This is a genomic window from Paractinoplanes abujensis (genome assembly GCF_014204895.1).
Taxonomy (GTDB): domain Bacteria; phylum Actinomycetota; class Actinomycetes; order Mycobacteriales; family Micromonosporaceae; genus Actinoplanes; species Actinoplanes abujensis.
This window is the reverse complement of the sequence record NZ_JACHMF010000001.1, coordinates 6,686,433-6,701,203: the sequence shown is the minus strand read 5'-3', so window position 1 is coordinate 6,701,203 and position 14,771 is coordinate 6,686,433. Positions and strand designations below refer to the sequence as shown.

11 protein-coding genes are annotated in these 14,771 nt (G+C 70.8%); 7 read left to right on the top strand and 4 right to left on the bottom strand.

The genetic code is table 11. The features are described 5' to 3' along the window. The first annotated feature begins 215 nt into the window (after nt 1-215). The 4 genes from dnaK (at nt 216) to BKA14_RS30670 (ending at nt 4,485) form a co-directional block, all read left to right on the top strand. Nucleotides 216-2,120, top strand: coding sequence for a molecular chaperone DnaK (dnaK, locus tag BKA14_RS30685; protein ID WP_184954274.1), 1,905 nt, complete (start codon nt 216-218; stop codon nt 2,118-2,120). Then, nucleotides 2,117-2,758 carry a nucleotide exchange factor GrpE gene (gene grpE / locus BKA14_RS30680; RefSeq protein ID WP_184954273.1) on the top strand — a complete coding sequence of 214 codons (642 nt, stop codon included), beginning with the start codon at nt 2,117-2,119 and terminating at the stop codon, nt 2,756-2,758. The genes dnaK and grpE overlap by 4 nt, the downstream gene beginning before the upstream one ends. Before the next feature lie 67 nt (nt 2,759-2,825). Next, entirely contained in the window at nt 2,826-4,028 is a 1,203-nt protein-coding gene (gene dnaJ, locus BKA14_RS30675) for a molecular chaperone DnaJ (protein ID WP_184954272.1), read from the top strand. A gap of 22 nt (nt 4,029-4,050) precedes the next feature. Beyond that, the gene (locus BKA14_RS30670) at nt 4,051-4,485 is read left to right on the top strand and encodes a heat shock protein transcriptional repressor HspR (RefSeq protein WP_184954271.1); all 435 of its coding nucleotides are present in this window, start codon (nt 4,051-4,053) and stop codon (nt 4,483-4,485) included. 36 nt (nt 4,486-4,521) lie between these two features. Here BKA14_RS30670 and BKA14_RS30665 read toward each other — a convergent pair whose 3' ends face one another. The 4 genes from BKA14_RS30665 to BKA14_RS30650 form a co-directional block, all read right to left on the bottom strand. Further along, complete coding sequence (locus BKA14_RS30665; protein ID WP_184954270.1) at nt 4,522-4,968, bottom strand: hypothetical protein; 447 nt, start codon at nt 4,966-4,968, stop codon at nt 4,522-4,524. Nucleotides 4,969-5,097: 129 nt separating this feature from the next. Continuing rightward, on the bottom strand, nt 5,098-6,306 hold the full coding sequence (locus BKA14_RS30660) for a cation:proton antiporter (protein WP_184954269.1): 1,209 nt from the start codon (nt 6,304-6,306) through the stop codon (nt 5,098-5,100). 16 nt (nt 6,307-6,322) lie between these two features. Then, entirely contained in the window at nt 6,323-6,820 is a 498-nt protein-coding gene (locus BKA14_RS30655) for a cation:proton antiporter regulatory subunit (protein ID WP_184954268.1), read from the bottom strand. Between the two features lie 23 nt (nt 6,821-6,843). Next, entirely contained in the window at nt 6,844-8,070 is a 1,227-nt protein-coding gene (locus tag BKA14_RS30650; RefSeq protein WP_184954267.1) for a sugar efflux transporter, read from the bottom strand. Nucleotides 8,071-8,216: 146 nt separating this feature from the next. On the opposite strand from BKA14_RS30650, the gene clpB reads away from it, so the two are divergent. From clpB to BKA14_RS30635, 3 genes are all read left to right on the top strand, one after another. Beyond that, a complete protein-coding gene (gene clpB / locus BKA14_RS30645; RefSeq protein ID WP_184954266.1) occupies nt 8,217-10,805 on the top strand; it encodes an ATP-dependent chaperone ClpB in 2,589 nt (862 codons plus the stop codon). A 657-nt stretch (nt 10,806-11,462) separates the two neighbouring features. Further along, on the top strand, nt 11,463-12,338 hold the full coding sequence (locus BKA14_RS30640; protein WP_184954265.1) for a hypothetical protein: 876 nt from the start codon (nt 11,463-11,465) through the stop codon (nt 12,336-12,338). Between the two features lie 72 nt (nt 12,339-12,410). After that, nucleotides 12,411-14,369 (top strand): hypothetical protein, encoded by a 1,959-nt coding sequence (locus tag BKA14_RS30635; protein ID WP_184954264.1) that lies wholly within the window; start codon nt 12,411-12,413, stop codon nt 14,367-14,369. The last annotated feature ends 402 nt before the right edge of the window (nt 14,370-14,771 follow it).

The following is a 14,771-nucleotide window of genomic DNA, read 5'->3' as shown; positions in this document are numbered from 1 at the left end:
GTCACGGGTAAAGAGTGCCCGATCTATGCATGCGGGACAACAGCGGCCGGTATGCCGTGACCGGACAGGTATCTACCGAACTGCTGGTGCGCTGTGAGATGCCTGGCAGTTGCGTCAGGGAGACTCAACTTCGACTTGACGACGAGCATGCCCGTGGCATCATTGAGTCCGTTGCACTCAACCTTGTCTGAGCAACCCGGAATTGAGGAACCACCATGGCACGTGCGGTCGGCATCGACCTCGGCACCACGAACTCCTGCGTCAGCGTTCTGGAAGGAGGCGAGCCCACCGTTATCGCCAATGCGGAGGGCTCCCGGACGACCCCGTCCATCGTCGCCTTCGCCCGCAACGGCGAGGTGCTCGTCGGCGAGGTCGCGAAGCGCCAGGCGGTGACCAACCCGGACCGGACGATCCGCTCGGTCAAGCGGGAGGTCGGCACCAACTGGTCGATCGACATCGACAGCAAGAAGTACACCCCGCAGGAGATCTCGGCGCGGGTCCTGATGAAGCTGAAGCGCGACTCCGAGGCCTACCTCGGTGAGACGGTCACGGACGCGGTCATCACCGTCCCGGCCTACTTCAACGACGCCCAGCGCCAGGCCACCAAGGAGGCGGGCGAGATCGCCGGCCTCAACGTCCTGCGGATCGTCAACGAGCCCACCGCCGCCGCCCTGGCGTACGGGCTCGACAAGGGCTCCAAGGAGCAGACCGTCCTGGTCTTCGACCTCGGCGGCGGCACCTTCGACGTCTCGCTGCTCGAGCTGGGCGACGGCGTCATCGAGGTCAAGTCGACCTCGGGTGACAACCACCTCGGTGGCGACGACTGGGACCAGCGGATCATCGACCACCTGATCAAGACCTTCCGCGGCGAGCACGGCATCGACCTCGGGGCCGACAAGATGGCCCTGCAGCGTCTGCGTGAGGCCGCCGAGAAGGCGAAGATCGAGCTCTCCGCGGCCACCACCACCAGCATCAACCTGCCGTACATCACGGCCGGCCCGGACGGCCCGCTGCACCTCGACATGTCGCTCAGCCGCGCCGAGTTCCAGCGCATGACGCAGGATCTGCTCGACCGCTGCAAGGGCCCGTTCGAGTCCGCGATCAAGGACGCCGACGTCAAGCTGTCCGACGTCGACCACGTCATCCTGGTCGGTGGCTCGACCCGTATGCCGGCCGTGGCCGACCTGGTCAAGAGCATGATCGGCCGCGAGCCCAACAAGGGCGTCAACCCGGACGAGGTCGTCGCCGTCGGCGCCGCCCTGCAGGCCGGTGTGCTCAAGGGTGAGGTCAAGGACGTCCTGCTGCTCGATGTCACCCCGCTCTCGCTGGGCATCGAGACCAAGGGCGGCATCATGCACAAGCTGGTGGAGCGCAACACCACCATCCCGGCGCACCGCTCCGAGGTCTACACGACCGCCGAGGACAACCAGCCCTCCGTGCTGATCCAGGTCTTCCAGGGCGAGCGCGAGATGGCCGCGTACAACAAGAAGCTCGGCACCTTCGAGCTCAGCGGCATCGCGCCGGCGCCCCGCGGCGTCCCGCAGATCGAGGTCTCCTTCGACATCGACGCGAACGGCATCGTGCACGTGTCCGCCAAGGACCTGGGCACGGGCAAGGAGCAGAAGATGACGATCACCGGCGGCTCCGCGCTGCCGAAGGAAGACATCGAGCGCATGATGCGCGACGCGCAGGACCACGCGGACGACGACAAGAAGCGCAAGGACGACGCCGAGGCCCGCAACCTGGCCGAGCAGCTGCAGTGGCAGACCGAGAAGTTCCTGGCCGAGAGCGGCGACAAGCTGCCCGAGGAGAGCAAGACCAAGATCGGCGAGGCCCTGGGTGAGCTGCGGGGCGCGCTCGGTGGCACCGACATCGAGAAGATCAAGTCGGCCCACGAGCGGCTGTCGCAGGTTTCGCAGGAGGCCGGTTCCCTGCTGTACTCGCAGGGTGACGCTCCGCAGGCAGGCCCCGGCGCCGACGGCCCGCAGGGTGCGCCCGGCGGTGCCACCACCGGTGGCCCGAGCGCCGCGGGTGCCCCCGGTGCCGCCAACGCCGGCCCGTCCGCGGGCGGCGCCGACGACGTCGTCGACGCCGAGATCGTGGAGGACGACAAGAAGTGACCGCCACGGACGACGAGAACGACGGTCAGGCGACCGAGCGGGTCGTCATCCGGGACCGTCGCAAGATCGATGCGAAGGCCGAGCCCGAGGCCCCCGCGGCCAAGGGCAAGGCCACGGTCGGTGCACACCGCGCCGCCGAGCCCGAGGACGAGGCACCCGTGACCGCTGAAGAAGCTGAGCCCGAGGAGGCCAAGCCGGCCCTCGGCGCCGAACTCGAGGCGCTGCGGACCGAGCTCGAGGAGCGCACCCACGACCTGCAACGGGTCACCGCCGAGTACGCCAACTACCGCAAGCGGGTCGACCGCGACCGGGGCGCGGCGGCCGAGCAGACCACCGGTGCGGTGCTGACCTCGCTGCTGCCGGTGCTGGACGACATCGACCGGGCGCGCGAGCACGGCGACCTGGTCGGCCCGTTCGCCTCGGTGGCCGAGTCGCTGACCACGGTCACCGGCAAGCTCGGCCTGGTGGCCTTCGGCGAGAAGGGCGACCCGTTCGACCCCAACCGCCACGAGGCGGTCGCTCACCAGACGTCTGCGGACGTCACCGAGCCGACCTGCGTCGAGGTCATGCGGCGCGGTTACAACCTGGGCGAGCGGCTGCTGCGACCCGCGCTGGTCGCGGTGGCCGACCCCGAGTGATCTCACATGTTCGTCCCGCCTGCCGCGCCGCGGCAGGCGGGACCTGCCGCAGGAGGGGGGAGGCGGGATGAGCTCGAAGGACTGGCTCGAAAAGGACTTCTATGCCGTTCTCGGCGTGCCCAAGTCCGCTCCGACCGACGAGATCAAGAAGGCGTACCGGAAGCTCGCCCGCGATCTGCACCCGGACCGCAACCCGGGCAACAAGGAGGCGGAGGAGAAGTTCAAGGCCGCCTCCGAGGCGTACGACGTGCTCTCGGACGACAAGAAGCGCAAAGAGTACGACGAGATGCGCTCGCTGTTCGGCTCGGGCGCATTCCGCCGCGGCGCCCGGTCCGGCGCCGGCGGGGCCCAGTTCGACCCGTCCGACCTGTTCGGCGGGTTCAGCGGCGCGGGCGCGCAGGGTGGCGCGGCCGGTGACCGGCGCTTCGGCGGCGCGGGCTTCTCGGACATATTCTCCTCGATATTTTCGGGCGGCGGTCCTGGAGGCGGCGCCGCACGCCGTGGCGGTCCCCGCCGCGGCCGGGATGTCGAGACCGAGGTGACGCTGGACTTCGCGCAGGCCGTGCGGGGCACCACCCTGCCGCTCACGCTGCGCTCGGCCGGCGAGTGCGAGACCTGCCACGGCAACGGGGCCAAGCCCGGCACCTCGCCGCGCACCTGTCCGCAGTGCGCCGGCAGTGGCCTGATCTCCCGTAATCAGGGGTCGTTCAGCTTCTCCGAGCCGTGCCGGGACTGCCAGGGCGCGGGCACGATCGTCGACCAGAAGTGCCCGGAGTGCCGGGGCACGGGCGGGGTCACCAAGAACCGCACGATCAACGTCCGGTTCCCGGCCGGCGTCGCCGACGGTCAGCGCATCCGGCTCAGCGGCCGGGGTGAGCCGGGCGACCGGGGCGGTCCCGCGGGCGACCTCTACGTGCAGGTGGGCGTGCGACCGGACGAATTGTTCGGCCGGACGGGCGACGATCTGACCCTGGTCGTGCCGATCACCATCGCCGAGGCGGTGCTCGGCGCTGATCTGCGAGTGCCGACGTTGGACGGCCCGGTCACCCTGCGGGTGCCGCCGGGCACGCCGAGCGGCCGCAAACTGCGGGCGCGCGGCAAGGGAATCACGCGCAAGGACGGACCACCCGGAGACCTGATCGTCACGGTCGACGTGCAGGTGCCGGGAGGAGTCACGGGGGAGGCCCGGGACGCGCTGGAGCGGTTCGCCAAGCTGACCCCACCCGCCGGGCGGGAGCGGCTCGAGGCTCGGGTGCGCCGGAACAGTTAGGTCGGCGACTAGGAGGTGGATTATGCATGAGGAGATCAGCATCTCGGTCGAGCAGACCTCCGACGCGAAGGTCCTGATCATCTCGGTCGCGGCTCGCCTGGCCGGGATGCACCCGCAAACCCTCCGGCAGTACGACCGGCTCGGGCTGGTGCAGCCGGGCCGGGCCGGTGGCGGTGGACGCCGGTACAGCGAGCGCGACGTCGCGCTGCTGCGTGAGGTGCAGAAGCTCAGCCAGGAAGAAGGCGTCAACCTGGCCGGGATCAAGCGCATCATCGGCCTCGAGCAGCTGGTGGGCGACCTCCAGCAGCGGCTGGCCGAGCTCGAGCAGGAGTTGTCCGAGGCGTACACCCGGATCGCCCAGCTCGAGAGCCCGTACGCCGGGCGCGACCTGGTGCGTCAGGAACGTCCCTCGACCGCCCTGGTCGTGTGGCGTCCCCGACGAGCTGCTGACAGGTGAACGAAAAACGGCCCCGCTCAGCGGGGCCGTTTTCGTCTAGCGCCGGTTGAACAAACCCAGCCGGCGTTGATGCCGCACCAGACCGCCCTCGATCCAGTCGGAGTAGTCGAAGATCTCGGGGCGGCTCATCAGGACGCGGCAGTTGTGCGCCCAGATCGACATCGGCTCGTCGCCGACCTCCTCGGCCCGCTCGACGAACTTCTTCAGCCGCCGTTTGCGCTGGCCGGAGGCATTCTGCCGGACCCCGTCGGCGGCGTAGATATACATGCAGTGCTGCGCGAAGCGGCGGGCCGGGCACTGCCTGTCCATGGCCAGCTCGAACAGTGTCGGCGCGAGGACGTCACCGGAGATCAGCAGGTCCCAGTCCGGAGGCATGCTGCTTAAGGGCACGGCTTCCGGGTGGTAGGCCCACGCCTGCAGCTCCTCCGGCCGGGGATCGACCGGATTCGCGAAACCAAAGAAAGTCGACTCACGCACTGCCACGTCGCCGCCCGAGAAAAATCTGATGACTGTCAGTTGTCGGGAGGGAACGGTAGCGCGAAGTTGATGTCTTGCGAAAGTGTCAAGGGCTCACAATTAGATACTTGCTAGTAACTTAATGCAGCCTGAGCGTCAATCCTCCGCCGTACGGGGTTGCACCGCAGGCCGCGACGGCTGCCGCCACCTGCGGATGAAGGTCTTGAACCACTCGTAATCGGGCAGCCGGGCCAGCATCGGACCGGACACCACAGTGATCAACACGTACGCCGTCGCCAGCGGGGCGAGCCCAGGTTCGACCCCCGAGGCGACGGCCAGTCCGGCGATGACGATCGAGAACTCGCCGCGCGGCATGAGGGACAACCCGGCGCGCAACCGGCCCGGCAGGGCGATGCCCACCCGCTTGGCGGCCAGGTAACCGGTCAGCACCTTGGTCAGCATCGTGATCGCGGCCAGACCCAGCGCCGGCAGCAGCACCGGAGGCATGGCGGCGGGATCCGTGGACAGGCCGAAGAAGACGAAGAAGACCGCGGCGAACAGGTCGCGCAGCGGCGACAGCATCTCGGTCGCGTGGTGGGCCACCGGACCCGAGATCGCGATGCCGACCAGGAACGCGCCGACGGCCGCGGAGACGTTCAGCTCTTCGGCCACCCCGGCCACGAACAGGGTCAGGCCGAACACTCCGAGCAGCAGCGCCTCGGCGTCGCGGGCCGAGATCAGGGCGCTGATCTGGCGGCCGTACCGGATCGCGACGACCAGCACGGCGAGCACGGTGACGACCGCGACGCCCAGCGACTTGAGACCGCCGATCAGCCCCACGCCGGCCAGCACGGCGGTGACCAGGGGCAGGTAGAACGCCATGGCCAGGTCCTCGATGACCAGCACCGAGAGGATCACCGGCGTCTCCCGGTTGCCGAGCCGGCCCAGGTCGCCCAGCACCTTGGCGATCACGCCCGAGGAGGACACCCAGGTGATGCCGGCCAGCACCAGCGCGGCCCGCCAGTCCCAGCCCATCAGGAACGCGAACGCGGCGCCGGGCAGCGCGTTGAAGACGGCGTCGATCACTCCGGCCGGGGCCGCGGCGCGCAGGTTGCCGACAAGCTCGCCGGCCGAGTATTCCAGGCCGAGCATGACCAGCAGCAGGATGACGCCGATGGAGGCGCCGATCTCGATGAACTCCTCGCTGGCCGACAGCGGCACCAGGCCGCCGTGGCCGAACGCCAGCCCGGCCAGCAGATAGAGCGGGATGGGGGAGAGCCCGAAGCGGCGGCCCAGACGCCCGAGCATGCCGAGCGCGAAGAGCAGCGCGCCGACCTCGATGAGGAGGATCGTCGTCCCGTGCACCGGAGGTGACCGCGGCCTAGTCGTCGGTGTCGCCGGCCAGGATGGCAGAGACGCCGTCCAGGCCCGACCGGGTGCCGACCGCGACCACGACGTCGTTCGCCTCGAAGACGAAGTCGGGGCCGGGTGAAGCGACCACCTCACGGTCGCGCATCACGGCCACGATCGAGGCGCCGGTGCGCGTACGGGTGCGGGTGTCGCCCAGTTTGCGGCCCACGAACGGCGAGCCCGCGGGCAACGCGATCTGCTCGGTGAGCAGCCCGGACGCCTGCTGCCGGAGCCCGGCCAGCTGCCCCAGCATGAGCGAGGCGCCGAGCACGTCGGCCAGGGCCTCGGCCTCGTCGTCGGTCAGCGGGATCGAGGCCAGGCACGAGTCGGGGTCGTCCACGTCGTAGAGGACCAGGTCGCGACGGCCGTTGCGGTGCGAGACGACGCCGACCGTACGCCCCGACGAGGTCACCAGGTCGTGGCGAACGCCGATTCCCGGCAGCGGAGTCTGTTCCACCCGTACACGCACGATCACCACGGTAGCCCAGTGAGCTAACCCCTTCCGGGCACTAAGGCATCCTGTGGCACTCCGGGAACGTTCCGGCGGTCGCGGGTGGCCAGGATGAGCAGCAGGCCGAGCACGCACAGGGCGAGATTGATGCCGTACGCGAGCCGGAAGCCGAACTGCTGGGCCAGCCCGAACGCGGGCGCGGCGATGATCTGGCCGAGCGGAAAGGTGTTGGCGATCATCGTGGTGGCCCGTCCCGGATGGGCCGGCATCAGGTCCTGCATGTACGAGATGGGCAGCCCGCTGACCGCCGCGATGAAGGCCGCGTTGAGCAGCTGGGCCGCCGCCAGCACCCAGACCGAGCCGGCCGCGGTCGCGATGGCCTGATACGCGATGCCGAACGCCACACCGAGCAGGATCAGCCGGCGCAGCGGCACCCGGGTCGAGAGCCAGCCGAACCCGAGCATCAGCGGGATCTCGAGCGCGGCGCACAGCCCCAGGATCAGGCCGGCGTCGCGCACCGAGCCGTGCAGGTCCTCGCCGGCGAACAGGGGCATCGCCTGGACACCCAGCGTCATCGCGGTCTGCGTAACGGTGACCCCCGCGACCAGCAGAAAGATCGTCCAGCGTCCGGCCTCGGGTCCGGCCGGTGCGGCGTCCTCGCGGCGCTCGGCCGGGCGGCCCACCTCGGGCAGGTAACGCCAGACGATCAGCGCGGTGACCAGATACATCAGCGCGGCCAGCCCGTACGTGTAGACGAAGCCGCGCTCGGCCAGCAGCAGGGCGGCCAGCGGCGGGCCGGCGACCCAGGCGACCGAGAACAGGGTGCGCAGCGCGCTGATCCCCATGGCCGCGCGCTTGGGGTCGCCCTGCTCGAGCACCTGCCGGGCGTACGCGAAGCTCTGCGGGAAGAGGGTGCCGGCCAGCGCGGTCAGCGTGACCGTGACCGCGAGCAGCAGCCAGTAGTCGCGGACGAACGCGGTGGCCGCGGCACCGGCCAGCCCGGCCACGGCGGCGATGATGAGCAGCGGGCGCCGGATCGGGCGGCGATCGGACAGCCGGCCCACCAGCCACGCCACGACAACCCCGGAAAGTGGCGCGACCAGCAGAAACACCGTGGTCTGAACGGGGCCGGCGTGGATCTCGTCGCTGAGGAAGAGCGCGAGGTAGGGCCCGACGAACGAGACCGAGATGCCGACCGCCGCGAAGACGAGCGCGAGCGGCATCAGGCGCCGCGACATGCTGCCGTGCGCCGCGGGTGGAACGGCCATGATTCGCTACGTTACGGCGTTTTCCATGGTCATCGTGGCCGTGCGTGGCGACCGTCACGGCCGGTTCCCACCCATGCGTTGTCGCTGTGGCGCCGCGGGCATAGAGTTGAGTTGAGTACGCTCAAGTCTTCCGACCAGGGGAGCAGATGAACGCCGAACGCTTGACCACCAAGAGCCGCGACGTGATCACGGGGGCGGTCGCCGACGCCGGTCGGCGCGGTCACGCCACCGTCGAGCCGTGGCACATGTTGCTGTCGTTGCTGGACACGGGCGGCTCCACGGCGCCGGCCCTGCTGCGGGCGGTGGGGGCCAACCCCGCCGACGTACGGCGGGTCGCGCTGCGCGCCGTCGAGCAGATCCCGTCCGCGCGGGGTTCCAGCACGGCGGAGCCCAGCCTGTCCCGCGAATTCGTGAACGCCATCGGTGAGGCCGAGCTGATCGCCCAGCCGCTGCGCGACGAATACATCTCGACCGAGCACCTGCTGGCCGGCCTGGCCCGCGTGGGCGGCGCCGTCGGTCAGGCGCTCAAAGACGTCGGCGCCACCGAGGAAGCCCTGGTCGCCGCATTCCCGCAGGTGCGTGGGGGTGAGCGGCGGGTGACCAACGCCGACCCCGAGCAGACCTACAAGGCGCTCGAGAAATACAGCGTCGACCTCACGGCCCTGGCCCGCGAGGGCAAGATCGACCCGGTCATCGGCCGCGACGCCGAGATCCGCCGCGTCGTGCAGGTGCTCTCCCGCCGTACGAAGAACAACCCCGTGCTGATCGGTGAGCCCGGTGTCGGCAAGACCGCCATCGTCGAGGGCCTGGCCCAGCGCATCGTGGCCGGCGACGTGCCCGAGACCCTGCGCGACAAGAAGCTGGTCTCGCTCGACCTGGGCGCGATGGTGGCCGGCGCGCAGTATCGCGGCCAGTTCGAGGAGCGGCTCAAGAGCGTTTTGGAGGAGATCCGCAACTCCAACGGCCAGGTCGTCACCTTCCTCGACGAACTGCACACGGTCGTCGGCGCGGGCAAGGGCGAAGGCTCGATGGATGCGGGCAACATGCTCAAGCCGATGCTGGCCCGCGGTGAGCTGCGCATGGTCGGCGCGACCACCCTCGACGAATACCGCGAGCACATCGAGAAGGACCCCGCGCTCGAGCGGCGTTTCCAGCCCGTGGTGGTCGGCGAGCCGACGGTGGAGGACACCATCGGCATCCTGCGCGGGCTCAAGGGCCGTTACGAGGCCCACCACCGGGTGCAGATCACCGACGCCGCCCTGGTTGCGGCGGCCTCGCTGTCCGACCGCTACATCAGCGACCGGTTCCTGCCCGACAAGGCGATCGACCTGATCGACGAGGCCGCGTCCCGTCTCCGCATGGAGATCGACTCCCGGCCGGTCGAGCTCGACCAGCTGCAGCGCCAGGTCGACCGGATGCGCGTCGAGAAGCTGGCGCTGGAGAAGGAGACCGATCCGGCCTCCCGCGACCGGCTCGCCCGCATCGAGTTCGACCTGGCCAACCGTGAGGAGGAGCTGACCGCGCTGAACGCCCGGTGGGAGCGCGAGCGCGGCGGCCTCAACCGGGTCGGCGAGCTCAAGAAGCAGCTCGACGAGACCCGCGCCGAGCTCGATCGGGCCCAGCGCGACACCGAGTGGGAAAAGGCCTCCCGCCTGCAGTATCAGGTCATCCCGGCGCTCGAACGCGAGATCGAGAGCGCGGCCGCGGCCGACGAGGAGGCCTCGCAGGAGCCGCCGATGGTCAAGGAGGAGGTCGGCGCGGACGACATCGCTGAGGTGATCTCGTCGTGGACCGGCATCCCGGCCGGCCGGATGATGGAGGGCGAGACCGCCAAGCTGCTGCGCATGGAGGAATCGCTGCGCGAGAAGGTCGTCGGCCAGGCCGAGGCGGTGGCCGCGGTGGCCGGCGCGGTGCGGCGGGCCCGGGCCGGCATCGCCGACCCCGACCGCCCGACCGGCAGCTTCCTGTTCCTCGGCCCCACCGGTGTCGGCAAGACCGAGCTGGCCAAGGCGCTGGCCGGGTTCCTCTTCGACGACGAACGGGCCATGGTCCGCATCGACATGAGCGAGTACGGCGAGAAGCACTCGGTGGCCCGGCTCGTGGGCGCCCCGCCCGGATACGTCGGCTACGAGGAAGGCGGGCAGCTGACCGAGGCGGTGCGGCGGCGGCCGTACAGCGTGGTGCTGCTCGACGAGGTGGAGAAGGCCCACCCCGACGTCTTCGACGTGCTGCTGCAGGTGCTCGACGACGGGCGGCTGACCGACGGGCAGGGCCGCACGGTCGACTTCCGTAACGCGATCCTGGTGCTGACGTCGAACCTGGGCTCGCAGACGGCCGACATCACGATGGGCGAGGAGGAGCGCCGGGACGAGGTGCTTGCCGTCGTACGGGGGCATTTCAAGCCCGAGTTCCTCAACCGGCTCGACGACATCGTGGTGTTCCACGCGCTCACCCGCGGTGACCTCGCCGCGATCGTCGACATTCAGCTCGGGCGGCTGCGGACCAGACTGGCCGACCGCCGGCTGACCCTCGACGTGAGCTCGGCCGCGATCGACTGGCTGGGCGAGCACGGGTACGACCCGATCTACGGCGCCCGGCCGCTGCGCCGGCTCGTGCAGTCGACGATCGGGGACGCGCTGGCCAAGGCGCTGCTGGCGGGCGAGATCAGGGACGGCGACACCGTGGTGGTCGACCTGGGCGACACCAAGGACGGGCTGCGCGTCTCGCGCGGCTGAGCTCACCCCGTACGGGAAAAGGCCCCGGGGTTTGATCTTTCGATCAGCCCCGGGGCCCCTCGCGTCTTCAGTTGTGTGGATTAATTTGTGGCCGGCCTCTGCCGGTAGGCCTGCGTCATCAGGACGTCGGTGACGACCTGCTCTCCCTCGTCGGACCAGATGCGGATGCCGTCGCGGTGGAGCTGATATCGGACGTCTGTGAATCGGGTCCTCGTGTCGTCATGGTGAACGACGGTCAGAGTGTCGGCGTGGGGCATGGGACTCACCGGTCCTTAACAGGTCTGGGGCCGCCGCGGAGTGGTCACGCGGCCGGCGTAACGGAACTTTCGCCCGGCTCGAACGGTCTGCCTCGGCCCTCACAGTGGGCGGGCGACTCGTGAATCGGACAGGTGGCATCGCGGAAGAGCTTCGCTGCCGCGTCGGTGCCACGGATGGAAGTGTAGGGACCATCTTCGACCCGTGTCGCCCCCTGAACGAGCGACCTATTTACGGATATATCGGGCATCGTCGTCCGATGCTGCCACAGACCGCCCGGATTCGCGGCCCGGTCGCACGATTGGCGGCCGCCCGATACCGTGAATGGATCAACATTTGGGGGCCATTGTGAACCCGAGCTACCCACCGGCGGGGCCGCGGACGCGCCCCACGGTCGTGACCGTGGCGACCTACCTGCTGTACCTGGTGGCCGCGATCCAAGTGATCAACGCGATATTGACCTTCGCCATCTCGAGCAGCATCTCCGACGCCGTCCGTGACGTCTACGCGGGCACGGAGGCCGAGGGCTTCGAGGGGTTCGTGAGCGGCGTCTTCATCGGCGGCGCGGTGATCAACCTCCTGCTCGGCGCCGGGTTCGCCGTGCTCGGCTTCTTCGACTCCCGCGGCAAGAACGCGTCGCGCATCGTCACCTGGGTGATCGGCGGCATCTCACTCTGCTGCCTGGGAGCCAACCTGGGCGGCACCGCGCTGGTGGGCGGCATGGACGCCGGCACCACAACCGGCGGGCCCTCCCAGGACGAGGTGCAGCGGCGGCTCGACGAGGCCATGCCGTCCTGGTACACGCCGAGCACGACGACGCTGGCGGCCATCGGGCTGCTGGCCATCCTGGCCGTCGTGATCCTGCTGGCGTTGCCCGCGTCCAACGACTTCTTCCGCAAGCCCGCGGCCGCGGCCGGGTGGGACCCGTCGGTGCCCTATCCGTCGTATCCGGGACCCGGTTATCCGCAGGGGCAGCCCGGCTATCCCGCCGCCCCGCAACAGCCGGGGCAGCCTGGTCCCGGCTACGGCGCCCCCGGCTACGGCGCTCCTGGCCATGGGGCCCCTGGTCCGGGTTACGGCGCTCCTGGTCCGGGTTACGGCGCTTCCGGTCCGGGTTACGGCGCCGGGACGCAGGGGCAGCCCGGACAGCCCGCGCCGGGTCTACCGCCCTACCCGGGGTCACCAGCGTCGCCGCCCCCGCCCGCGTCCGACCCCTTCGCGCCGCCGTCCTCACCCGACGAGAAGCCTCCGCCGAAGCCGCCCACCGACCCGGCCTGACCGGGTTCACACCCCGTCATCCGTTGCGCCCAGGTAGGTTCGGGCGCAACGGATCACCGCGGGGAGTCGTCGATGTCATACCCAGCTGTCCAGCCGCCGCCGATCGCGGCCACGCCGCCGCCCGCACCGTCGGGCCGGCCGCCGACGGTGACCTTCGCGGCCGCCCTGCTCTGGCTCATGGCCGGTGTCGGGTTGATCTACGCCATCGCCACGCTGGCCATCGTGCCCGGCACGATCGACCGTTTCCGTGACGTCACGGGCAACGGCCAAGGCTTCCAGCGTTTCGGTGGCGACAACGACCCGGAGTATTACGTCGCCGTGGTCTGGCTCGGCGCCGCGATCGCGCTGGCCCTGGCCGTGATCGCCTTCGCGCTGTTCGTGGTGGTCGGCCTCTCCCTGCGCCGCGGCAGCAACGTGGCCCGCATCACGACGCTGGTCGTCTGCGTGCTCGGCATCCTGGGCGGCGGGGCCGCCGTGCTGACACTCGCCGCCCAGCGCAGCGGCGACTCGGCCCCCTGGTCACTGGGCGCTCAGCTCACGGACGCCTACCCGGGCGGCTGGATCGGCGCCAACGCCGCCCTCTCGGTGGCTCAGATCCTCGGCTACGCCCTGGTCGGCATCCTGATCCTGACGGCGCCGCGGTCCTTCTTCCGCCGCTCGCCGGCCTCCGCCTTCGGCGGTCCCCTGCCCGGCTTCGGCGGCCATCCTTCGGCCGCGGGCCATCCGCCGGTCGCCGGCCACCCGTCGACCGGCGGCACCCCTGGTCTGCCCGGCGCTGCCGGCTGGGATCCGGCCGGGGCTCCTCAACCGGCCTCGAGTGGGCCGGGCGGCGCTGGTTGGGATCCTGCGGCCGGTGCTTCCGCCTCGGGTGTGCCCGGCGGCTCTGGTTGGGATCCGGCCGGCGGCGCGCAGCCTGCCTCGGGTAGGCCCGGCGGTGCCGTCTGGGATCCCGCGGGTGGTCCCCAGCCGGCACCCGGCTTCCCGGCTGCGGGTTATCCGGGCGCGGCCCATCCGGGCGCGGGCTATCCGGGCGCGGCCCATCCGGGCGCGGGCTATCCGGGTACGGCCTATCCGGCTGGTGCGGCCTATCCGGCACCAGGCGGATACGGCCCCAACGGCTACCCGCCCCACCCGGGATATCCGGCCCACCCGGGATATCCGCCTCCGGGCCACGCCCAGCCCGCTCAGGAAGTGTCGCCTTACGCGCGTCCCGCGGGCCACGCACCCGACGCCGGCTTCGCCGCCCAACCTGCGCCGGTTCCCCCGGTGACGGCCGCGTCCCCGCCGGACCCCGATTCCCCGTACGCCCGGCCGCCGCAGACGCACCCCGACACCACCACGCCGGGGCCGCACACGGCCTTCAACCCGACATCGCAGCACCCGCCGGCCGACCCCAACTCCCCGTACGCCCGCCCTTCCCCACAGCCCGCGGGCGATGGCGCTGCCCAGCCCGCCCCGACCGTGGCTACCCAGGACGCTGCGGAAACTGCTCCGACGACGGTCGTCGCCCAGCCCGCTGGGGAGACTGCCCCGACCGTGGCCACCCAGGCCGCTGGAACCGCTTCGACTGTCGCCGCCCAGCCAACTGGGGAGACCGCTCCGACCGCGGCCGCTCAGGCTGCTGGGGGGACCGCGCCGACCGTGGCCGCTCAGGCTGCTGGGGGGACCGCGCCGACCGTGGCCGCTCAGCCTGCTGGGGAGACCGCCCCGACCGTGGCCACCCACGCCACCGCTGGGACCGCTCGGACCGTGGCCGCTCAGGCTGCTGAGGGGACCGCTCCGTCCGTCGCCCAGCCTGCGCCGGCTGCCGGTCAGCCCACCGTCCAGGCCGCTGGGGGAACTGCTCCGGCCCTCGTGGAGCAGGTTGAGCAGTCTGCCTCGCCGTCGAACACCGCCGCGGGGCAGGCCCACTTGTCGGGCGAATCCGGCAGCTCCGAGGCGAGGGCCACTGTCGAACCGCTCTCGGTGGACGGTTACCCGGAGAGCGCCACCGCTGAGGGCAGCACCACACCACCACCGCCCCCGTCCTGAGTGCGGCCCAGCTAGCCACCTGCCCGGCCCGGCACGTCGCCGAAGGCCCTTTGCCCGGACCAGCACTGCTCGGGCGCCGCGGATCCGACAGTGTCGGGGTCGTGGAGCCCGACCTGCGCGGATACGGAGCGGCAGGCACTGGCGCCAGACCCGGTTGCCGCCTGAAGTCCTGGGCGGTGGCGGGCGGGGCGGCGCCGACCCGAGATCCGGGGCTGCCACCAGCATCAGGTGGGTCCGCTGCGGACAGGTGCCGCGGAGGTAGGTAGTGAGCCTGGTGCACGTCGGGCCGCGGGCAGTGTGGGTCCAACGCGGGACGTAGGTTGCGGGCGCTGCCGAACGGGTTACGGATCTGCTGGGGCAAGAGCCCGGGAGGTAGGCCTGCCGCGGGCGGGTCGTACCTCT

Excerpts from the sequence above, each read along its gene's own strand:
- dnaK (WP_184954274.1), top strand. The coding sequence starts at position 216 with ATGGCACGTGCGGTCGGCATCGACCTCGGCACCACGAACTCCTGCGTC.
- dnaJ (WP_184954272.1), top strand. The coding sequence starts at position 2,826 with ATGAGCTCGAAGGACTGGCTCGAAAAGGACTTCTATGCCGTTCTCGGC.
- BKA14_RS30670 (WP_184954271.1), top strand. The coding sequence starts at position 4,051 with ATGCATGAGGAGATCAGCATCTCGGTCGAGCAGACCTCCGACGCGAAG.
- BKA14_RS30650 (WP_184954267.1), bottom strand. The coding sequence starts at position 8,070 with ATGGCCGTTCCACCCGCGGCGCACGGCAGCATGTCGCGGCGCCTGATG.
- clpB (WP_184954266.1), top strand. The coding sequence starts at position 8,217 with ATGAACGCCGAACGCTTGACCACCAAGAGCCGCGACGTGATCACGGGG.
- BKA14_RS30635 (WP_184954264.1), top strand. The coding sequence starts at position 12,411 with ATGTCATACCCAGCTGTCCAGCCGCCGCCGATCGCGGCCACGCCGCCG.